Origin of the sequence: Faecalibacterium hattorii (assembly GCF_003287455.1) — a bacterium.
In the GTDB taxonomy this organism is placed as follows: Bacteria; Bacillota; Clostridia; order Oscillospirales; family Ruminococcaceae; genus Faecalibacterium; species Faecalibacterium hattorii.
Map to the genome: position 1 here is coordinate 62,642 of NZ_PRLC01000014.1, position 21,110 is coordinate 83,751.

Annotated in this window: 18 protein-coding genes and 1 pseudogene; 7 read left to right on the forward strand and 12 right to left on the reverse strand. The window is 57.3% G+C overall.

The genetic code is table 11. From position 1 onward, the window contains the following. Window positions 1-47 precede the first annotated feature (47 nt). The 5 genes from C4N23_RS10325 to rfbB all read left to right on the forward strand — a co-directional run bounded on the left by C4N23_RS10325 (window position 48) and on the right by rfbB (window position 7,588). Window positions 48-2,489 (forward strand): glycosyltransferase family 2 protein, encoded by a 2,442-nt coding sequence (locus C4N23_RS10325; protein ID WP_112145865.1) that lies wholly within the window; start codon window positions 48-50, stop codon window positions 2,487-2,489. A 340-nt stretch (window positions 2,490-2,829) separates the two neighbouring features. Further along, window positions 2,830-3,621 carry a glycosyltransferase gene (locus tag C4N23_RS10330; protein ID WP_112145867.1) on the forward strand — a complete coding sequence of 264 codons (792 nt, stop codon included), beginning with the start codon at window positions 2,830-2,832 and terminating at the stop codon, window positions 3,619-3,621. Between the two features lie 719 nt (window positions 3,622-4,340). Beyond that, window positions 4,341-5,228, forward strand: coding sequence for a glucose-1-phosphate thymidylyltransferase RfbA (rfbA, locus tag C4N23_RS10335; RefSeq protein WP_055190274.1), 888 nt, complete (start codon window positions 4,341-4,343; stop codon window positions 5,226-5,228). Between the two features lie 12 nt (window positions 5,229-5,240). After that, window positions 5,241-6,155, forward strand: coding sequence for a dTDP-4-dehydrorhamnose reductase (gene rfbD, locus C4N23_RS10340; protein ID WP_055190272.1), 915 nt, complete (start codon window positions 5,241-5,243; stop codon window positions 6,153-6,155). Between the two features lie 368 nt (window positions 6,156-6,523). Then, window positions 6,524-7,588, forward strand: coding sequence for a dTDP-glucose 4,6-dehydratase (gene rfbB, locus C4N23_RS10345; protein ID WP_055190270.1), 1,065 nt, complete (start codon window positions 6,524-6,526; stop codon window positions 7,586-7,588). A 221-nt stretch (window positions 7,589-7,809) separates the two neighbouring features. On the opposite strand, the gene C4N23_RS10350 is transcribed toward rfbB, so the two are convergent. Further along, window positions 7,810-8,646: an FxLYD domain-containing protein gene (locus tag C4N23_RS10350; protein ID WP_112145869.1), complete on the reverse strand. Its 837-nt coding sequence runs from the start codon at window positions 8,644-8,646 to the stop codon at window positions 7,810-7,812. A 141-nt stretch (window positions 8,647-8,787) separates the two neighbouring features. On the opposite strand from C4N23_RS10350, the gene C4N23_RS10355 reads away from it, so the two are divergent. Continuing rightward, the gene (locus C4N23_RS10355; protein WP_112145907.1) at window positions 8,788-9,135 is read left to right on the forward strand and encodes a helix-turn-helix domain-containing protein; all 348 of its coding nucleotides are present in this window, start codon (window positions 8,788-8,790) and stop codon (window positions 9,133-9,135) included. Window positions 9,136-9,204: 69 nt separating this feature from the next. Here C4N23_RS10355 and C4N23_RS10360 read toward each other — a convergent pair whose 3' ends face one another. From C4N23_RS10360 to C4N23_RS10395, 8 genes are all read right to left on the reverse strand, one after another. Next, window positions 9,205-10,281 (reverse strand): 6-phosphofructokinase, encoded by a 1,077-nt coding sequence (locus C4N23_RS10360; protein ID WP_112145870.1) that lies wholly within the window; start codon window positions 10,279-10,281, stop codon window positions 9,205-9,207. Window positions 10,282-10,840: 559 nt separating this feature from the next. Next, window positions 10,841-11,827 (reverse strand): TRAP transporter substrate-binding protein, encoded by a 987-nt coding sequence (locus tag C4N23_RS10365; protein WP_112145872.1) that lies wholly within the window; start codon window positions 11,825-11,827, stop codon window positions 10,841-10,843. Between the two features lie 124 nt (window positions 11,828-11,951). Beyond that, a complete protein-coding gene (locus C4N23_RS10370; protein ID WP_055190264.1) occupies window positions 11,952-13,253 on the reverse strand; it encodes a TRAP transporter large permease in 1,302 nt (433 codons plus the stop codon). A gap of 3 nt (window positions 13,254-13,256) precedes the next feature. After that, a complete protein-coding gene (locus C4N23_RS10375) occupies window positions 13,257-13,811 on the reverse strand; it encodes a TRAP transporter small permease (protein ID WP_005939311.1) in 555 nt (184 codons plus the stop codon). 11 nt (window positions 13,812-13,822) lie between these two features. Then, window positions 13,823-14,857 (reverse strand): TRAP transporter substrate-binding protein, encoded by a 1,035-nt coding sequence (locus C4N23_RS10380; protein WP_112145874.1) that lies wholly within the window; start codon window positions 14,855-14,857, stop codon window positions 13,823-13,825. Between the two features lie 216 nt (window positions 14,858-15,073). After that, a complete protein-coding gene (locus tag C4N23_RS10385; protein ID WP_112145876.1) occupies window positions 15,074-15,865 on the reverse strand; it encodes a response regulator transcription factor in 792 nt (263 codons plus the stop codon). After that, window positions 15,862-17,349, reverse strand: coding sequence for a sensor histidine kinase (locus C4N23_RS10390; RefSeq protein WP_112145878.1), 1,488 nt, complete (start codon window positions 17,347-17,349; stop codon window positions 15,862-15,864). The genes C4N23_RS10385 and C4N23_RS10390 overlap by 4 nt, the downstream gene beginning before the upstream one ends. Window positions 17,350-17,479: 130 nt before the next feature. Beyond that, window positions 17,480-18,145 carry a Crp/Fnr family transcriptional regulator gene (locus C4N23_RS10395; RefSeq protein WP_112145880.1) on the reverse strand — a complete coding sequence of 222 codons (666 nt, stop codon included), beginning with the start codon at window positions 18,143-18,145 and terminating at the stop codon, window positions 17,480-17,482. 97 nt (window positions 18,146-18,242) lie between these two features. Between C4N23_RS10395 and C4N23_RS10400 the strand changes: the two are divergent. Beyond that, window positions 18,243-18,359: pseudogene (locus C4N23_RS10400) on the forward strand (ATP-binding protein); the annotation flags it as partial. 504 nt (window positions 18,360-18,863) lie between these two features. Here the strand turns inward: C4N23_RS10400 and C4N23_RS10410 are convergent. The 3 genes from C4N23_RS10410 to C4N23_RS10420 all read right to left on the reverse strand — a co-directional run bounded on the left by C4N23_RS10410 (window position 18,864) and on the right by C4N23_RS10420 (window position 21,106). Next, on the reverse strand, window positions 18,864-19,154 hold the full coding sequence (locus tag C4N23_RS10410) for a peptide-methionine (S)-S-oxide reductase (RefSeq protein ID WP_242983772.1): 291 nt from the start codon (window positions 19,152-19,154) through the stop codon (window positions 18,864-18,866). A 98-nt stretch (window positions 19,155-19,252) separates the two neighbouring features. Then, entirely contained in the window at window positions 19,253-20,212 is a 960-nt protein-coding gene (locus C4N23_RS10415) for a TlpA disulfide reductase family protein (RefSeq protein ID WP_112145882.1), read from the reverse strand. A 12-nt stretch (window positions 20,213-20,224) separates the two neighbouring features. Further along, window positions 20,225-21,106 (reverse strand): 4Fe-4S binding protein, encoded by an 882-nt coding sequence (locus C4N23_RS10420; protein WP_181567116.1) that lies wholly within the window; start codon window positions 21,104-21,106, stop codon window positions 20,225-20,227. Between the last annotated feature and the right edge of the window lie 4 nt (window positions 21,107-21,110).

The following is a 21,110-nucleotide window of genomic DNA, read 5'->3' on the forward strand; positions in this document are numbered from 1 at the left end:
TAGTATCGCGGGCAGTCACACCCCGCAGAGAAGTGGAGAAATCAGACATGCAATTGGAGAAGGAAAAGGAATCGAGACAGGACGCCGAGCGCTGCCGTTTGCTGGCCCAGCGCATTGCGGAAGAGCTGGCTCCGGAGTCGGCGGCTGTGCTGGGGGACGATGAAGCCACCTGCACTGCGCTGCAAAAGGCTCTGCGCAAGGCGGGCGTCCGGGCAAACGAGTGGACGGCTGCAGCGGCCCAGCAGCCCGACCTGCTGGTGGTGGAGGACCCCACCTTCGTGGAATTGCCCGCACAACTGGCCGCGAAGGTGCTGCTGGTCTGCACCGACACCACCGCTCTGGCCAACTGGGCCGAGCAACTGGCCCAGCGCGGCTACTACCGCGATATGTTCTGGCGCAGCAAGGGCCGCACCCCGCAGTCGGCCCTCTTCCGGGCCGCCCAGCCCGGCGCTCTGGCCGTGGTCAAGGGCTACGAGCAGGAACTGGACACCCTGCGGGACCGGATGGTGCGGGCCGAACGGAGCTGCGGCGAACAGGCCGCCCTCATTGAACGGCTTCGCAGCGACCTTGCCCTGAGCCGCAGCCATGAAAAGCAGTTGGAAGAGACCCTCGGCGAGGTCACAGGCTCGACCTTCTGGAAACTGACGTGGCCCGCCCGCTATGTCGTCAGCAAGAGCCGCCAGCTCTGGCACACTCTGCCACTCTTCGTCTTCCTGCACGAGCTGCGGACCGAGGGCATTTCCGGGATGCGGGAAAAGGCCCGCGCCCGCCGCGAGTACGCCGCCCTCTTCCCCGGCAAGACCCTGCGGGCGGATGCCTTTGCCCCCGTGGAGCTGCTGGTGAAGCAGTTCAATACCCAGCCCGCTGCCCCGAAGATCAGCATCGTGGTGCCGCTCTACAACACTCCGCTGGAGTTCCTTGAAGAGCTGCTGGATTCCGTCCAGAACCAGACCTACCAGAACTGGGAGCTTTGCTGCGTGGACGCCGGGCAGGACACCGCCGTGGGCCAGAAGGTACAGGACCGCGCCAAGGCGGACCCCCGCATCCGCTACCAGAAGCTCGAAAAGAACGAGCTCATCCCCGGCAACACCAACCACGGCATCGAGATGGCCACCGGCGATTACATCGCCCTGCTGGACCATGACGATATCCTCCACCCCTGTGCGCTCTGGTACACGGCCAAGGCCATCGCCGAGCAGGGGGCAGACTTCATCTACACCGACGAAGCCACCTTCGAGGGCAACGTGGACAATGTGGTGCTCTACCACTTCAAACCGGACTTCATGCTGGACAACCTCCGCTCCAACAACTACATCTGCCACCTGACCACCTTCAGCCGCGCCCTGATGGAGCGCAGCGGCGGCGGCGAGCGGATGGAGTACAACGGCAGTCAGGATTACGACCTCTTCCTCCGCCTGACCGAACAGGCCGCGAAGATCGTCCACATCCCCCACGCCCTCTATTACTGGCGCTCCAGCCCCGGCAGCACGGCGGCGGACATCTCCGCCAAGACCTACTGCATCAACGCGGGCATCGCGGCCCTCAAGGCCCATTATGCCCGCTGCGGCGTCGCGGTGGACGAGGTCAGCCTCATCCCCGGCACGCCCGGCTATTACAAGACCGATTACACCATCGCCCATCCGGGCCGGGTCAGCATCCTGATCCCCACCTGCGACCACATCAAGGACCTCGAACTCTGCGTCGAGTCCATCTATGACCGCACCACCTACCCGGATTTCGAGCTGATCCTCATCGAGAACAACAGCAAGCAGCCGGAGACCTTCCGCGCCTACGAGCGGATGGAGAAGGAGCACCCGGACAACCTCCATGTCGTCACGTGGCAGGGCAAGGGCTTCAACTACAGCGCCCTGAACAACTTCGGCGAGACCTTCGCCACCGGCGAGTATCTGCTGCTGCTCAACAACGATACCGAAGTCATCACCCCGAACTGGCTGGAAGAGATGGTCATGTACGCCCAGCAGAAGCGGGTGGGCTGCGTGGGTGCCAAGCTCCTCTACCCGGACGATACCGTCCAGCACGCCGGCATCGGCTTCGGCATCGGCGGCGTGGCGGGCCACCTGCACAAGTATTTCCCCGCCACCTCGGATGGCTACATGGGCCGCCTGAACTACGTGCAGGACGTCTACGGCGACACTGCCGCCTGTCTGCTCATCCGCCGTGCGGTCTACAACGAGGTCCACGGCCTCGACGAGAGCTATGCCGTCGCCTTCAACGATGTGGACTTCTGCGTCCGCGTCCGGGAGGCGGGCTACACCAACGTCTTCACCCCCTTCGCCCAGCTCTACCACTACGAGAGCAAGAGCCGCGGCATGGAGGACAACCCCGAAAAGCAGAAGCGCTTCCAAGGCGAAGTGCTCCGCTTCCAAGCCCGCTGGGGCGACCTGCTCGCCAAAGGCGACCCCTGCACCAACCCCAACTTCGATATCCAGCGGGAGGATTTCAGCCTGAAGATCTTGCCGCTGGAATGAGATGGTCAGTCCCATTGCAAGCGTGATCTAAACTGAGGCGAAGTCTCGCCGGCAGCGAGCTTGCCCTCTCAGGCCGCCTAACGGCGTCCAGCTCCCCCAAAGTGGGAGCCTTTGGCAAAGGCGTGAAGTCTGAGCGCAGCGCCTGACGGCTCTTTTTGCGGCAGCAGGGCGTAAAGTATTAAACCGGAAACTTGGCGGACTGCCAAGGCCTCTCACTTTGGGAGAGGTGGCATCGCGAAAGCGATGACGGAGAGGGCAAGCCCTCTGGTGAGAAGCCGCGCCCTTTGTTTACGACTGCGTTCGATAAGACCAGTGACAAGTCCATCGGAAGGAGCATTCATTGAAACTTTCAGCTTGTATCGTCATCTACAACGGCTTCGACGAGGCCCTCAAGGCTGCGCAGACCATTTTACAGTATACCCGCCGCTACCCGCTCACCCTCTATCTGGTGGACAATGCCAGCCCCGACGGCAGCGGGGAAAAGCTGCGCGCAGCGGCGGCGTCCGGTGCGCTGGCGGCAGGGGCGGGCCAACAGGTCGTCCTCCACTGCCGCACCGAAAACGGCGGCTTCGGCACCGGGCACAACATGGTCCTGCCGGAGCTGGACAGTGACTTCCACTTCATCCTGAACCCGGACATCCAGCTCACGGCGGACACCCTCAGCGACCTTGCCGACTGGATGGCGCAGCACCCCGACGCCGTGATGGCCCGCCCGTCCCTCGTTTTCCCGGATGGCAGCCCCCAGCAGCTGCCGCTCCGCCGGTGCGCCCTGCGGCCCATGATCTACCGGCAGCTTCCCTGCCTCAAGTTCTGGGCGAAGTACAACGACGCCTACCTCATGAAGGACGCCGACCTGTCCAAACCCACCTCCATCGAGTTCTGCACCGGCAGCTTCTCCGGCGTGCGCACCAGCACGTTCCGGGCCGTCGGCGGCTTCGACGAGAACTATTTCATGTACGTGGAGGATGCCGACCTCACCCAGAAGATGCTCACGCAGGGCAAAGCCTACCTCGTGCCCCAGTATACTGCCATCCACGCATGGCACCGCGCCGCCCATCGCAGCCTGAAGCCCGCCCTCTGGCAGGCCGGGAACCTGATGCGGTATTTCAAGAAGTGGGGATTCAGGTGGTAACTCTCCCAGTCGCTTGCAGCGCCCCCTCGGCGAGGGGCCTACATTGGCTCTTATCATAGGTTTGATCGAAACTGACGCGAAGTCTCCCCGCCAGCATCCTCGCCCTCTCAGGCGCTTCGCGCCAGCTCCCCCAAAGGGGGAGCCCTTGGCAAAGGCGGAAAGTCTCCGCGTAGCGCCTGACGGCTCCCCTTGCGGCAGCAGGGCGTAAAGATTCCAAACCGGGAAACTTGGCGGACTGCCAAGGCCTCTCACTTTGGGAGAGGTGGCATCGCGAAGCGATGACGGAGAGGGCAAGCCCGCTGACAAGAACGCACCGCGTAAGTTTAGATTGAGGCTTTCGGAAGTCTATCCCATCGTAAGCTCAAGCTAAATCGGGGCGCAGCGTAAGATAAGGCAGGGCGAGCGCGCTGACAGCAAGACTTTGGCGTTGGTTCCCAGCAAGCTGAGCCAAACGCCCCCTAAACAAAAATAATTCTCAAGAGAGAACGGAATGCGTTGCAGAAAAATTTCTGTAATCCTCCGTTCTTTCTTGCTTTTTTTGTGATTTGATAGTAGAATAAGGTGTAAAACTATCTGCGGCATTCAGCGGCGGGCAGTTTTACACGCCACTTTGTTGACAGCGGACGCAGCTCCGCTTTGAATATTACGCGGCTCTCGGCAGCGAGGGCTTCGTATAGCTGCACAACTTTTTTCATTTCAATTAAAGGAGTGCGCAAATTATGAAAGGCATTATTCTCGCCGGCGGCGCCGGCACCCGGCTTTACCCGCTGACCATGGTCACCAGCAAACAGCTGCTGCCGGTCTACGACAAGCCGATGATCTACTATCCTCTGTCCACCCTTATGCTGGCGGGCATTCAGGACATCCTGATTATTTCGACCCCCACCGACACGCCCCGTTTCGAGGCGCTGCTGGGCGATGGCAGCCAGTACGGCATCCATCTCCAATATAAGGTCCAGCCCTCTCCGGACGGTCTGGCACAGGCATTCATCCTCGGCGAGGAGTTCATCGGCGACGACTGCTGTGCGATGATCCTCGGCGACAACATCTTCTACGGCAACGGCTTCTCCAAGATCCTGAAGAACGCCGCCGCCAACGCCGAGAACAAGGGCCGCTGCACCGTCTTCGGTTACTATGTCTCGGACCCGGAGCGCTTCGGCATCGTCGAGTTCGACCAGAACGGCAAGGTGCTCAGCGTGGAAGAGAAGCCGGAGCACCCGAAGAGCAACTACGCCATCACCGGCCTGTACTTCTATAACAAGGAAGTCGTCAAGATGGCCAAGGAAGTGAAGCCTTCCGCCCGCGGCGAGCTGGAGATCACCACCCTGAACGACATGTACCTGAAGAAGGACGAGCTGGATGTTCAGCTGCTGGGCCGTGGCTTTGCATGGCTGGATACCGGCACCATGGACAGCCTCGTGGAGGCCGCCGACTTCGTCCGCATGATCGAGAAGCGTCAGGGCATCAAGATCAGCGCCCCGGAAGAGATCGCCTTCAAGTATGGCTGGATCGACCGCGACACCCTGCTGGAGAGCGCCAAGCGCTACGGCAAGAGCCCCTACGGCCAGCACCTGAAGAATGTGGCCGACGGCAAACTGAGATACTAAGAGGAAATGCACATGAAAATCATCGTTACCGGCTGCAAGGGCCAGCTGGGCACCGAGATCATCAAGCAGCTCCGCGAGGGCCGCAGTGAGATCGGCCCCATCCCCGAAAAGCTGCAAAGCGCCACCGTCATCCCGGTGGACCTGCCTGAACTGGACATCTCCAACTACAAGATGGTGGACGACTTCATCCGCCGCCAGCGCCCGGATGTCATCATCAACTGCGCCGCCTACACCAATGTGGACGGCTGCGAGGTGAACCACGACGCTGCCTTCAAGGCCAACGCCCTCGGCCCCCGCAACCTCGCGCAGGCTGCCACCAAGACCGGGGCCCGTCTGGTCCATGTCTCCACCGACTACGTTTTCTCCGGCCGCGAGAACGGCGGCATCGCGCAGGACGAGGCCACCATTCCCGGCCCCATCAGCGCCTACGGCTCCACCAAGCTCATGGGCGAGAAGTACGTGGAGCAGTTCTGCCACCGCCACTTCATCGTGCGCACCGCGTGGCTCTACAGCTACTACGGCAAGAATTTCGTCAAGACCATCGTGAACGCGGGCAAGAAGTTCGGCAAGCTGGAAGTCGTCAACGACCAGTGCGGCAACCCGACCAACGCCGTCGATCTGGCCCACGAAATTCTGCAGCTCTGCGTGACCCACGAATACGGCCTCTACCACTGCACCGGCGAGGGCATCTGCTCTTGGTATGATTTCGCCTCCGAGATCATCCGTCTGTCCGGCGTGGACGCCACCGTGGCCCCCTGCACCAGCGAGGAGTATAAGGCCAAGCACCCCGAAAGCGCCGACCGCCCCAAGTGGAGCGCCCTCGATAACCGGATGCTCCGCTGCACCGTCGGCAATGAAGTGCGGGACTGGAAAGCCGCCCTCGCCTGCTTCTTCGAGCACTGGGATGGGGAAAATGGGATGAAATAAACGGAAGGACTGCCTCTCGGCCTTATCGGGCGCAGTGCTGAACCTAGGCCCTGCGCCGCCTCCGCCGTCCTTGCCCTCTCCGTCATCGCTTCGCGATGCCACCTCCCCCAAAGTGAGAGGCCTTGGCAGTCCGCGAGGTTTCCGGTTTAATACTTTACGCCCTGCTACCGCAAGGGGAGCCGTCAGGCGTAACGCTCAGACTTCACGCCTTTGCCAAGGGCTCCCACTTTGGGGGAGCTGGCGCGAAGCGCCTGAGAGGGCAAGCCCGCTGGCGGGGCAGCAGGTTCCTAGTTTAGCAGCATCTCGCAGTGGTGCAAGGGCAAGCTCGCGAAAAACAACAACATTCAACTTTGAGGAAAAATCAAATTATGAAAAAATATCTGATCACCGGCTGTGCCGGCTTTATTGGTTCGAACTTTGTTCACTATATGCTCAAGAAGTACCCGGAGATCCTGCTGGTCAACCTCGATAAGCTGACCTACGCGGGCAATCTGGAGAACCTGAAGGACGTCGAGGGCGACCCCCGCCATGTCTTCGTGCAGGGCGACATCTGCGACAAGGAGCTGGTCGAGAGCCTGTTCGCAAAGTACGATTTCGATTACGTCATCAACTTTGCCGCGGAGAGCCACGTGGACCGCTCCATCAAGAACCCGGAGATCTTCGTCCAGAGCAACGTCATGGGCACCGTGAACCTGCTGCAGCGCGCCAAGGAAGCTTGGTACGACGCCGAGGCAAAGACTTGGAAGGAAGGCAAGAAGTACCTGCAAGTCTCCACCGACGAGGTCTACGGCGCTCTGGGTGCCGAGGGCTTCTTCATGGAGACCACCCCGCTGTGCCCCCACAGCCCCTACTCCTCCTCCAAGGCCAGCGCCGATATGTTCGTCATGGCCTTCCATGACACCTACGGGATGCCCATCAACATCACCCGCTGCTCCAACAACTACGGCCCCTACCAGTTCCCGGAGAAGCTGATCCCCCTGATGATCAACAACGTCAAGCACCACAAGCAGCTGCCCGTCTACGGCGACGGAATGCAGATCCGCGACTGGCTGTACGTCGAGGATCACTGCAAGGCCATCGACATGGTCTGCAACGGCGGCAAGATCGGCGAGGTCTACAACGTCGGCGGCCACAACGAGCGCCCCAACATCTTCATCGTCAAGACCATCATCGAGCAGCTCCACGACCGCCTGAAGGATGACGGCATCAGCGAGGACCTCATCAAGCACGTCGCCGACCGTCTGGGCCACGACCGCCGCTACGGCATCGACCCCACCAAGATCAAGAACGACCTCGGCTGGTACCCGGAGACCCCCTTCGAGAAGGGCATCGTCCTGACGATTGACTGGTATCTCGACCACGAGGAGTGGATGGAGCACATCACCAGCGGCAACTATCAGAAGTACTACGAGGAAATGTACAAGAATAAGTAAGAGAAAATCAGAGGACGGAACAGGCAGCCGTCGCCCATTGTTAGGAGATGCGGGGAAAGTCGTCCCGCCTGATTCTCAATGTGAAAGGCTCGTTACAGGAATGTAACGAGCCTTTTGATGTGGTAAAGAAATACGCCAATAGGCAAACAAAAGGAGCACTCCCCTGCTGATGCAGGGGGGTGCTCCTTTTCTATAGGAAACTGTTTAATAGGGTGATGGTGTTACCACCGGATTATTACGTTCTGATATGCAATCACTTGGAGAGAGTCGTAGTCTTCCATTTCAAAGACCACATTAGATGCAAACAGGAACGATTTCGTCTCACCGGGAGCTAAATTAGTAATAGTATCTGTATAATCAGCAAGGTAAGGCTTGCCGTCTTTTATGTAATAAAGGTCAACGTTAACGGCCATCATATTGATAGAACTGGTGTTTGTGATTTTGCCGGTGTAAGTGACACTACCACTAGAGCTTTCAGTTCGCGTAAAATCGGATATCACCAGTGCGGAATGCTTGGCAAGGACTTTGTCATCATGCACAAGAACGCCTTTAGGTGAGAATTCGTAAGTGTAGGTGCAGCTGGCTGCTGCGGTTCCTTCGGTGGGCTTCCAAGTACCAAAAGTAATGGTATCGCCTGCGGGAATAGGAGGAAGCGTTAATTTTAGAGTACCCAAAGAATTTCCGGCGGAGTCTTTATAGGTAAAGGTGAGGCTGCCGTCTGTAAAATCGTTGACCATGTTTGGATTGGTGGCAGTAAAGCAGAAATAATTCTGGTAAGTGTTGTCACCAAGGTAATTGGAAAAAACAGAATTGTAGGTAATAACAGGGACTACCGATGGAAGCGTTGCATTGTCGGTATCAGAATCGCCGGGCTTGGTGGTATTGCTGTTACCGCTATTATTGTTATTATCGTCCGAGGGTGTACTCGTCGAGCCGCTGCTCGAGGAAGCAGGGGGATTCGGATTGGAAGGGGTAGGAGACGATGAATCGGAACAACCGGTCAAAAGTGTACAGAGCATCGCGGCAGATAAAAGAAGGGCCGCAAACTTTCTTTTCATGAAAATTCCTCCTTAAAAATGGTTTATAACAAAATCGCGCTTTGATTCTGTTACTATCTAAATTGTATCACAATAAATCCGATATCACAAGAAAGATGTTTGAAAAAATCTAACAAAAATCGCGACTGTATTAGGTACAATATGCTAAAAGGATGGTGGCAGATTGTGCACGATGAGATTGAGTATGAAAAGTGGTTTCCTCAACGTTTGACCCAGTTGCGGATGCGCAAGGGCGTTTCGGCACGGGATATGAGTTTGTCTATTGGGCAGAATACCGGCTATATCAATAGTATCGAAAGCGGGAAGAATTTCCCGACGATGAAAAATTTCTTCTACATCTGCGAGTACCTCCACATCACGCCCAAGGAATTTTTCGAAGACGGCTCCGCTGACCCGGAGACGATTCGGAAGATGGTAGAAAACCTGAAACGATTGGATGGAGAGCAGGTGGATGCACTCTCCAAAATCGTGGAGGGGCTGACAAAATGAAAACGGACAAAGAAAAACGACCTCTGCAAGAAGCTTTGCAGGGGTCGTTCGCTTATTTCTGGGGAAAACTCAGCCGAGGCTCACGCCCATGCGTCTTGCGACGGTGAGCAGCTCGCAGCCTTCGGGGACATTGCGGGTCTTGCCGGCGATGTCCTCCAAGCGGTTGGCGGTGACGTGGCCGTTGAGCAGGGCCACGGTGACGCCGTAGCGCTCGATCTCCACGAGCTTAGCGGCGTAGCTGCCGAACTGGGTGGCCAGCACGCGGTCATACGCGCTGGGGCTGCCGCCGCGCTGCATGTGGCCGGGGATGCAGACGCGGGTCTCCATGCCGGTCTTCTTCTGGACGGCGGCGGCGATGCGGTTGGTGGCGGTGGTGTAGCCCGCCTCGGCGCGCTTGGCGGTCCACTCCTTCCGCTTCATCTTGGCCTCTTCCTCGTTCATGGCACCCTCGGCCACTGAGATGATGGAGAAGTTGGAGCCCTTCTTGGCGCGGCGCTCTACGGCGTCGCAGACGCGGTCGATGTCGTAGGGCATTTCGGGCAGCAGGATGATATCCGCGCCGCCCGCGATGCCGGAGTAGAGGGTCAGCCAGCCAGCCTTGTTGCCCATAATCTCGATGCACATCACGCGGCTGTGGCTGCCTGCAGTGGTGTGGATGCGGTCGATAACGTCGGTGGCGATGTCCACAGCGGTGTGGAAGCCGAAGGTGACGTCGGTGCCGTAGATGTCGTTGTCGATGGTCTTGGGCAGGCCGATGATGTTCAGCCCCTCCTGCGAGAGGAGGTTGGCGGTCTTGTGGGTGCCGTTGCCGCCGAGGCAGAGCAGACAATCAAGCTTTGCGTCCTTATAGGTCTTCTTCATGGCCGCGACCTTGTCGATCTTGTCCTCTTCGACCACCCGCATCAGCTTGAAGGGGGTGCGCTTGGTGCCCAGAATGGTGCCGCCCAGCGTCAGGATGCCCCGGAAGTCGTCCTCGTTCATCTCTTTGTAGTCGCCGGTGATGAGGCCGTGGTAGCCGTTCAGGATGCCCACAATCTCCACATTGTCGCCCATCCGGGCATACAGCGCCTTGGCCACGCCGCGGATTGTGGCGTTCAGGCCGGGGCAGTCGCCGCCGGAGGTCAGGATGCCAACACGTTTTTTCATCTTGCAAAATCCCTCTTTCCTCTGATCTTCCCGCATTGCAGGAGCAGGTTGCTACTATTAGAGTATTCCCAAAGGGGGCCGGTGTCAAGAGCGGGGGAGAAAAAACTGTTCCAATCTCGGCTCCGATAAACAAAAAGGGGGCTGTTGCACTGGCTTCTAGCCTTGGGTAACTTTCATTTTCCAGTCTCCTCACACTGTTGCTGCCCCATTGCCGTAGTCGCACCTTCTGCCACGCTCTCTGTGCTCCCCGGCATGAACAAAATTCAACGCTGGTTGCAAAGCAAGCTGCTATATCTATTATTTATTACTTTCTTTGTGTCAATATATAGTGTTTTTGGAGAAAGAAAAGGGGGCATCAGGAATAAACATCCGTTTGGACACGAGGCAATCTTTCCAGAAAAAAGCAGCCCAACGGGTTGTCTTTCCGTTGATTCCGAGCCATCTTTTCTTGCCTCCTGTTTGTCCTTTTCTATATATTGGCTCCTTGAGTTCCCTATGTCAACTTTTATTGTACAACACCACTGCGAGCCTTTTTATTTGACTCGTCCCTTTTCTGTTATCACTCTGCCTGTATCTCTTCCACCAGCGGCAGATAGTCGGCACAGTATTTCCGGTACAGCGGCTGTACAAGTTGCCGGAAACTCTGCATTTCTTCTTCGGGCAGCGGCAGTTCGATGCAGCCGCCTGCAAGGGCTGCTTTGCGGGCGGCGGTTTCCTCCTGTGCCCAGAGTTGGCGCTCGTACTGCGCCGATGCCCGGGCGCACGCTTGCAGGGTCTGCCGGTATTCCTCCGGCAGTGCATCCCATGTGCGGCCGGAAGCCAGCTGCACCTCCGGTACGCGGCTGTGCTCATCGGCCATGTAGTACCGCGCCACCTTGTAGTGCTCCATGGAATAGTAGGCCGGCCAGTTGTTTTCGGCGGCATCGATCTGTCCGGTCTCAAGCGCCGAGTAGACATCGCTGTACGCTGTGGTCTCCGGCACCGCACCCAGCAGGCGGATCATGTCGATCACGATCTGCGAATCCTGCACGCGGATGATCTTGCCCTGTAAATCGTTCAGGCTGTGCACCGGCTGACGGGCATAAAACGAGCGGGCACCCGCGTCGTACCAACTCAGGCCCACGCGCCCCTGTGCGGTAAAGTCCTGCAAAAACTCTGCCCCGATGCTGCCATCCAGCACACGCCACATGTGGTCGGCATCCCGGTAGAGATACGGCAGCAGCAGTACGTTGAGCCGAGGCAGATCGTCCGTGGCCACCGAGAGCGACACACGGGCAAAATCTACGCCGCCAATGGCAAGCTGCTCCCACACTTGCTGCTCTGAGCCGTACTCGCCGTTCGCCTTGACCTGAATGACCACCTTGCCCCCAGTCTGCTGCTGCACAAGGTCCGCAAAATACTGCGCGCCCTGCGTAGTGGGGTACCCGGCGGGCTGGTTGTCGGCATAGGTCAGCACATAGTCTGGTGTAGTCTGCGGCTTTGCGGCACAGCCTGCCAGCTGCAAGGCTGCAAAGCCCAGCCCGGCTAAAAAAGTCCGTCTGCGCATGGTGCCCTCCCTCCCTTTGCAGATAGTATAGCGCACAAGGCTGCCTTTGTGCAAGAGACAGAAAAAGGCGGTGCCCGCCGCAAAGCAGGTACCGCCTTTTTAGGAGAAGAAGGGAATCTCTCAGTTACATCAGGCCCATTGCCTGCGGCAGTGCGGTAGACACCGCCGGGATAAAGGTGACCAGCAGCAGGCCTCCGATGATGGCCACATAGTACATAAGCATGTACGGCATGACCTTGGAAAGCGAGGTGCGGCCCACCTTGATGCCAACAAACAGGGCGTTGCCCACAGGCGGGGTGATGTTGCCGATGCACAGGTTATACACGAGGATCAGACCGAACTGGATGGTGCTCATGCCAAAGCTCTGACAGATGGGCAGGAACAGCGGGGTGAAGATGAGGATGGCCGGGGTCACATCCATAAAGGTGCCGGACACCAGCAGGATCACGTTCATGATGAGCAGGATGATGTACTTGTTGCTGGTCAGGCTCAGCAGGGCTGCTGCAACCGCATCCGGGATCTGCAAAAAGGCCATGACCCAGCCCAGAATGTTGGAAACACCCACAAGGAACACCACCATGCCGGACATCTTGGCAGAGTCCACGATGATCTTCCACAGGCTCTTCAGGTTGATGGAGCGGTAGCAGAAGGCAAGGATCAGCGCATAGACAACGGCAATGGCAGAGCCTTCGGTGGCAGAGAACACACCGCCGATGATGCCGCCGATGACCACGATGATCAGGGAGAGCGAAGGCAGGGCGCGCAGGGTGCAGACGCCGAGATTTTTCCAGTCAAATTTGCCGGGGGTGCCCTTATAGCCCAGCTTGACCGCCAGCAGCACGCCCACCACGCAGCAGCACAGCGCCCAGATGATGCCGGGAATGTAACCGGCCATGAACAGCGCAGCCACAGAGGTGCCGCCGGATGCCAGCGAGTAGGTAATCAAGGCGTTGGACGGCGGGATCAGCAAACCGGAGCAGGAGGAAGCGGCATTGGTGGCAGCGGTCACAGCGGGGTCGTAGCCCTGCTCGTCGGCACCGTCGCGGATCATGGAGCCAACGGCAGCAGCCGCAGCGGAAGCAGAGCCGGAGATGGCACCGAACAGGGCGTTGGTGCCGATGTTGGTCACCAGCAGTGCGCCGGGCATCTTGCCCAGAATGGCCATGACGAAATCCACCAGACGCTTGGCGATGCCGCCCTGATTCATAATGTTGCCGGCCAGAATAAAGAACGGGATGGCGGTCAGGCTGAACTTGCTCATGCCCACAAAGGTGCGCTGGGCAGCGGTCAGCACGGCAACATTCAGATCAATGGAAGAAAGAATGGCAGTCAGGGAAGAGACTGCAATGGCGTACGAGATGGGCACGCCGAGGAACAGCAGCACCAGCAGCACTGCCAGAATTACGAGTAACGCTTGAATTGCCACAGCTTAGTCCTCCTTATTTTCCTTGTCGGCATCGGCAGCCATTTCGGCTTCCACCTTTGCAAAGTCTGCATCCTCCGGGGTATCCAGACAGATGGAGCCGTTTGCAATGCCGATAATGTTCAGCACGGAATACACCAGAATAATCACGCCGCAGATGGGCATGACCCAGTAGAAGACGCCCACGGCAACGCCCAGCGAGGAGGTCTGCTGTCCCATGGCCAACTGGGACACCTGAAAACCGCCGAACACCAGAATGGTCGCAGAGAAGATGAAGGCGATGACCTCAGCAAAGATGTGGAACGCCTTGCGCATGGTGGGGTTGAACCGATCCACCAGCACGGGAATGTTCATGTGGCCGCGCTCGCCGGAGACGATGGTGGCACCCAGCATGGTGCTCCAGCCGAACAGATAACCCACCAGCTCTTCCGACCATGTGGAGGGAGAGTTGAAGATATAACGCACGATGACCTGATAGGTGGTCAGCACCACCATGACCGTCATGCTCAGACCTGCCAGCAGGTTGAGCACCTTGTTCAGGGTATTTCTCAGTTTTTCCATGATGCTCCTCCTCAGTCCGCAGTATGGGCAGCGTTGTGCTGCTGGATCAGGTCATAAATGGGCTGCAACTCCGGGTTTGCTGCCAGCACGGAATCGTGCAGGGGGGCCATAGCCTCCTGAAACGGTGCAGTGTCCGGGTAAATAAAGTTGACATGCTGCTCATTCTCGGCCTTATCTTTCGCCTCAGCCACAGCATCCTCCCAAGCATCCTGCTCGGTGCGCTTCACGATCTGGAAGCCCTCTTCAAAGATCGCGCGCTCCTCGTCGCTGAGTTCGTTCAGGAAGGCGTAGTTTGCCACCAGCAGATCCGGCACCATCTGGTGCATATCGTAGGAGTAATATTTGCAGATATCGCCGTGACCGTTATCGGTCAGAGCCAGCTCGTTGTTCTCGGCACCATCCAGAATACCGGCCTGCAACGCGGTGTACACATCGCCGAAGCCCATGGGCGTAGCGGTGCCGCCCAGCAGACGCATCATTTCCACGTTGGTGGGCGACTGCTGCACGCGGATCTTCAGACCCTTCAGGTCGGAGGGCTGGTTGATGGGGGTCTTGATGGTGTAGAAGTTGCGGGTGCCAGCATCCAGCCATGCCACCGTTTCCAGACCGGCCTTGGAAGTGGTCTTGAAAATGGGGTCCGTCACCTCGGGGTCGTCCATGGCCTCGTGGTAGGCTTCTACGCTGGAGAACAGGTAAGGCAGGTTGAAGATTTGGTATTTGGCACTGAAGGTCTCCATGATGGCAGTGGACGCCACCACAAAGTCGATGGCACCGGTCTGGGTCAGCTGCACCATTTCGGTCTGGGAGCCCAGCAACTCGCTGGGGTACACCTCCACACGGTACTTGTCGCCCAGCTTCTCGTTGATGTAGTTGGCAAAGGCTTCCAGTCCCAGATGATCCGGGTGGGTCTGGGACTGCACATGGCCGATGCGCACGATCTTGCGGTCGTCACCGGAGCCGGCACCGCAGCCGGTAAGCATCATGCTGCTGGTCAGTGCCACTGCGCCCATCAGCGACAAAAACGTTCTTCTCTTCATGAATGGCATCCTCTCTTTTCGCGTTCTTTCTATGATTATATTTTAACAACTCGTTCATTTTTGCGAAACCGGATTATTTTGTGAAACGCAGTACGATTTTGTCTTTGTTGTATCCAAGTACAATTTTTGTGTTTTTTGGACGAAAAAAACTGGCAAAAACAAAAAAGCACCCGTTCCTCTCCTGTACACAGGCAGGAAAGAACGGGTGCTTCCTTGTAATCCGATTTATCCTTGTGCCGCTTTTTCCGCTGCGGCTACGCGGTATTCCGAAGGGGTCTGGCCAGTCAGGCGCTTGAACACCCTTGTAAAATAGTTGGCGTCGCTGTAACCCACAGCAGCGCCGATATCCTTCAGGCTCAGGCGCGGGTCCAAAATCAGCTGGCGCGCCTTGTTCACCCGGTATTCGTTCAGGTAGGCCGAAAAGTTCACCTTAAAGCACTGCTTGAACAGCTTGCAGAAGTAGGCGTCCGAGTAGCGCAGCGCGGCGGCGGCATCCTGCATGGAGATATCCTCCCTATAGTGGGCGTCGATGAAGCGGCTGATCTCGGCACGGATGATGGCGGTACGCATATCCTCGTCCTCTTCCCGACGGACAGGCTGCTCAGGCGCAGGGGGCTGTGCCGGGCGGACAGGCAGCGGCACCGACACCTGCCGGATGGCATTTTCCACCGCGAATACCAGTTCCTGCTCGTTGTAAGGCTTGAGCAGATAGTCCATCGCTCGTACAGAGATTGCTTGCCGTGCATAGTCGAACTTATCAAAGCCGGTCAGGAACAGGATGGCGCAATTTCTGTCGGTTTCTCGGATCTTGCGCGCCACCTCCAGCCCGGTGAGACCCGGCATTTCAATGTCCAGCACAGCCACCTGCGGCGCTTCGCGGGCAAAAATTTCCAGAGCCTCTCTGCCGTTTTTTGCTTCATACAGGCAGATCAGATCTCCCAGATACTTCTGCAAAGTCCGGCACAGCACCTTGCGCTCGATCAATTCATCCTCTGCCACCAGCAATTTGCACTTCACGAAAGCGTCTCCTCCTTTTCTTCCGGCTGCTGCGTCTGCGGGAGCTCAAACCGCACCACAGTACCGCAGTCTGCGCGGCTGTATATCTGCATTTTTCCGCCCGGATACAGCATCCCGATACGGCGGGAAATGTTTCCAAGACCAATACTGCGTCCGGTCTGCTCGCTCTGGGCAATTTTAGTTTGCACAGCGTCCAGCTCCTCTTTGTTCATTCCCCTGCCGTTGTCCGCGACCGTGAGCACCAGCACCTTGCCCTGCATCCATGCCCGCAGCAGGATGCGTCCGCCTTCCTCGCGGGACTTGAGCCCGTGCGAGTAAGCGTTTTCCACCACCGGCTGCAGCATAAAGGACGGCACCAAAACCGCCGCAGGCTGCACCCGGATGCTTTTTTCAACGGTAATGCGTCCATCGAACCGCATCTGCTGCAAATAAATGTAATCCTCCAGCCCGTCCAGTTCCTCCTCCAGCGTGATCTGCTGGCGCTTAGTGCGCAGATTGTGCCGGAACAAATTGCCCAGATGCACGATCATCTGGTCGGTGGTGGAAGCATCCTCCAGCCGCGCCATGCAGGAGATCATGTTCAGGGTGTTGAACAGAAAATGCGGATTCACCTGACTTTTCAGCACCTCCAGCCGGGTGTGCTCCAGATCTTTTTCCAGTGCAAGGTTCCGCACCTCTTCCCGGTGCAAGGCCTGCTGCGTGGTCAGTTGCTGCGCCATGGCGTGCTTCATCTGGTTAAAGGTTCCCGTCAGCCGCCCCACTTCGTCGCTGCTTTTCACCGGAAGATCCGGGCTTGAAAGATCCCCCTCGGCAATGCTGCGGGAGGCCTGTGCCAACCGCAGCAGCGGACGCACCACCGCGCGGCTCAGCACCCGGATGAGCAGCAGCATCAGTACACCCGCCGTCAGGAACAGCCCCAGATACAGCCACGGCAAATACCGGATGCGGGTCGCTGTGCTGCTGTAAAGGGCGTTTTCCTGCTCCAGCGTGGCCTGTGTCAGCCGCAGCGCATACTCGGCAAGGTAGTCTTGCAGCGCCATCACATGATACATCTGTTCAATGTAGGTATCTGCCGAGGGGGAAAGCTGCAAAAAGGCATCCCGCTCCTGCCGATAGCCCGCATACCCTTGCAAAAGGTTCCATGTACGGGCATAGCGCTCTTCACCGATGCGGACGTAATCGAAGGGCAGGGCCGCAAGGCTCTGCTCGGCAGCGGTACAGGCGGCGGCATAGGCCTGTTCGGTTTCAGAAGTAGGCTGGCGCACATAGCGTGCAAAGGCCTGTGTTTCGTCCTTGAGGGCGTTTTGCACCGTATAGCAGACGGCGTTGTCGGCCAGCAGCATATCAAAGGAGCGTACCGTCCACTGACCTGCCATGGTAGCAATGCCAGTGGAAAGCATGGTGACCAGCAAAATCGCGGCAAGCCATGCCGTGACCTTGCGGCGCAGGGATATACCACCCTGCGCGGTTTTGTTCCGTGCCATACGCTTTCCCTCCTGCCCTTGCAGCACCCGGTCTTTTTTATAAGTATAATGATCTCCCGGAAAAAGTGCAACTGCAAAAAGCACCGGTTTCCGCAAAGAAACCGGTGCTTGCAAGCAGCGTGCCAAGCTGTCAGCGGGTCAACAACTGAAAATGATTCCGCTTTGTGACCAACAGCCCTTCCTTTTGCAGCTTGGAAAGTTCTGCCGACATGGCAGCACGCTCCACGCAGAGAAAATCCGCCAGCTGCTGACGGTCAAAGGGAATGTCAAAGGAGAGGGCGGACTGCCGGATGGACTCGGCGGACAGGTAGGACAGCAGCTTTTCGCGGGTGGTCCGTTTGCTGACATGGGTGATCTTATCGTTAAAAAGCAATATTTTGTTTGCCAGAACGCTGACCAGATTGCGGATGAGTTTCTGGTGGTGGTCACAGACGGTGGGGCAGGAGGTGAGCAGCCGCTTGACGTTCAGCAGCAGGATCTCGCAATCCTCCTCTGCCACCACGCTGATGTTCAGGATGGCACCGGGAGTGGCGGCGTAAGGTTCGCCGAAAAAGTCTCCGGTATTGCACTTGGACAGGATGTTGCGGTGTCCCCAAAGATCCTCCTGAATCACAAGGGTGGAGCCGGACAGCACAAGTCCCATGACCTCCGTGGAATCTCCGGCACGGAAGATATAGGAGCCCCGGTGTCGGGTGATTTTCGCTGCACTGACGCAGTGCAGGATGGACAAAATCTCATCGTCGGTAAGCCCGGTAAAAAAGGGGCAGTTCCGCAGAACAGGCAGATAGTTTTGCATAAAAGCCCTCCTTGTTGGAATTCAAACATACAAGTTGCCTTTAGTATACTATAATGAACCTGCAAATCAAAAACACCCACAATAGGAGAGTATAGATATGATTCGGAAGATCATCCATATTGACGAAGAAAAATGCAACGGCTGCGGCTTGTGCGCAACCGTTTGCCACGAGGGAGCCATCGACATCATCAACGGCAAGGCAAAGCTGGTGCGGTAAAATTCTGGATTGAATACACCGGGCAGACCGATATGTACCCAGTTTTCTGGACACTGGATCAAAATTGAATCATTATGAATCCATCATGGATGCTTCTCTGAATTTATAGCAATTCAACTTTTTAATGCAACAGCAACAACGTTGAATTGCATATCTCATGGGAAAGCGGATTCGGCCCGATTTCCTGAGCCAGCATTTCCCAGATTTTCTGGTAGCACATCAGATGAAGCATATCCGTTTCCACGACCTGCGCCACCCGTATGTCAAGCACACGACAAAAAATATATCCTGCAAAAGCAGAAATCCCAAACTACCAATTTCGATTTGATAGTCTGGGGTTTCTGTTTTTGTGTTGCATTAGTACCGTTATTCCTGTTGAAAATGCCGGTCACTGTCTGGCATTTTCATATCACTAACAGCCATCAAGGTTTTTTAATTATAACAGACAGTGTCTATTAAATTATCCCATGTGCTAAAGCATCAGTCATAGTACTTTCTATGCTAACTTAAGCCGTTCGGATTCTTTTCGAGGTAGTTCTGGTGGTATTCCTCGGCAGGATAGAAGTTTTTGAGCGGGCCGATCTCCACGAAGAATTTTTCGCTGCGGCCGCGCTCGATCTCCGCGATGCGCTTCACCGTCTCTCTCGCGCTTTCGTTGGTGAAGTAAACGCCGGTCTGGTACTGGCTGCCGCGGTCGTTGCCCTGCCGGTTTTGCACCGTGGGGTCGATGACATAGAAGTAGGCCAGCAGCAGCACCGAGGCGAAAAGCAGTGCCAATACGCTTCGATACATCACGTTTCCTCTTTTCAGGGGAATCAGGACTCACTCCGACCCTTCGAGCGCCATGGGCAATGCAGCGGCGCACAGCAGGCGCTTTTTTAAATCTCGGGTCAGCCCACATCGGCGGCGAGCGCCTGCTCGATGAGCTTTTGCAGCGTCTCCGCCTGCTTCTTTTCTGTGATGGCTCCTACGATGGGTTCACCCACGATATTGCCGCTGCGGTCGACCACATAGGTGGTGGGATAAGCAAAGATGTTGGTAGTAAACTTTCCCGCCTCACCATCTGAGTCAAAATACACATTCTGATAGGTGGCGCCCTTCTTGGCCAGCACGTCCTTCGCCTCGGAAATCGCTGCCTCGTCGCCGTCCAGCGTGAAGGTGTTGACACCGATGAGTGCGCCGCCCTTCTTCGCAAGCTCCTTGTTCAGTGCGTCCAGCTCGGAAAGCTCGCCCACGCAGGGATTGCAGGTGGTGAACCAGAAATTCACCACGGTGACGGCGTTGGCGGAGAACAGCTCGTCGCTCTTCACCGGATTCCCATCCAAGTCTTTGCCCTCAAATGCGGGGAACTTCTGCATACTGCCGTCGTCGGGCGGATTGGTCATGTCGCTGCCTGCGGGCACGCTCATATCGCCGTCGATGGATTCCTGCATGATCTCGGGGTACTTGTTTTCCAGCTCGGTCAGCTTGTTCTCGATATTGCTGATCTCCGTGGCCGACTCCTTCAGCATCTCATACTCTTCGTCGGTGAACTGGTCTTTGGCACCCTCGATGGTATCCAGCAGGAAGTCGCCGTAGTTTTTGCCGTCCTCCTGCATGGTCATGCCCTTATCGGCCGCCATGAACACCTTCTCCCAGAGTTCGGCATTTTCCGACAGGAGCGCGTTTTCCCGCTCCAGCAGCTCCTTGTGCAGAGCGAACGCCTCCTCGGCAGTTTTCGGCTCGCCGGTCATGGCGGAGCTGTCTCCGCTCATATCCGCCTGCTTGTCGTTGTCCTTTGCGCCGCAGGCTGCAAGGGAGAGCAGCATCATCGCGCACAGCATCAGAGCCAGTATCTTCTTTGCGTTCATATTCGTTTCTCCTTAAGCTTTGTTGTTTTCTCGCAGTGTCGCTGCGTTTTCTTTCTCTTTCCCATCGCCGAAGCCGTAGCGGAAGCACACGGCGTTCGTCGGACAGGCACGGATACACATCCCGCAGCGGATGCACTCGGTATGGTTGGGCGTTTTCGTCACATCCACGTCCATCTTGCAGGCTCTGGCGCATTTCCCACAGGAGACGCACTTACTCTTGTCCACCTTCATCTGGAAAAGGGACACCCGGTTGAACAGGGCGTAGAACGCGCCCAGCGGGCATAGCCACTTGCAGAAGGGACGGTAGAATACCACGCTCAGCACGATCACCGACAGCAGGATGCTGAACTTCCATGTAAACAGCTTGCCCAGCGCCGCCCGGATGCCGGAATTGGCGAGGGACAGCGGGATGGCCCCCTCCAGCACGCCTTGGGGGCAGAGGTATTTGCAGAAGAAGGGGTCTCCCATGCCAACGTCGTTCACAAGGAACGCCGGCAGCAGGAAAACCATCACCAGCAGGACAGCGTACTTGAGATAGGTCAGTGGCCTGAGCTTCTTTGTGGAGAGCTTCTTCGTCGGGATCTTATGCAGCAGCTCCTGAAACCAGCCGAAGGGACAGAGGAAGCCGCAGATAAAGCGCCCCAGCAGCACGCCCAGCAAAATGAGAAAGCCTGTGATATAATAGGAGAAGCTGAACTTGGACGAGCCCACCACTGCCTGAAACGCCCCGATGGGGCAGGCTCCGGAGGCCGCCGGACAGGAGTAGCAGTTCAGCCCCGGCACGCAGACGGTTTTCCCAGCGCCCTGATACAGTCCTCCCTTGAGGAAGTTCGGCAGGTGCAGGTTGGTCAGCAGCGTCGCACCCGCCTGAATCCAGCCCCGAAATCGGGACATGGTC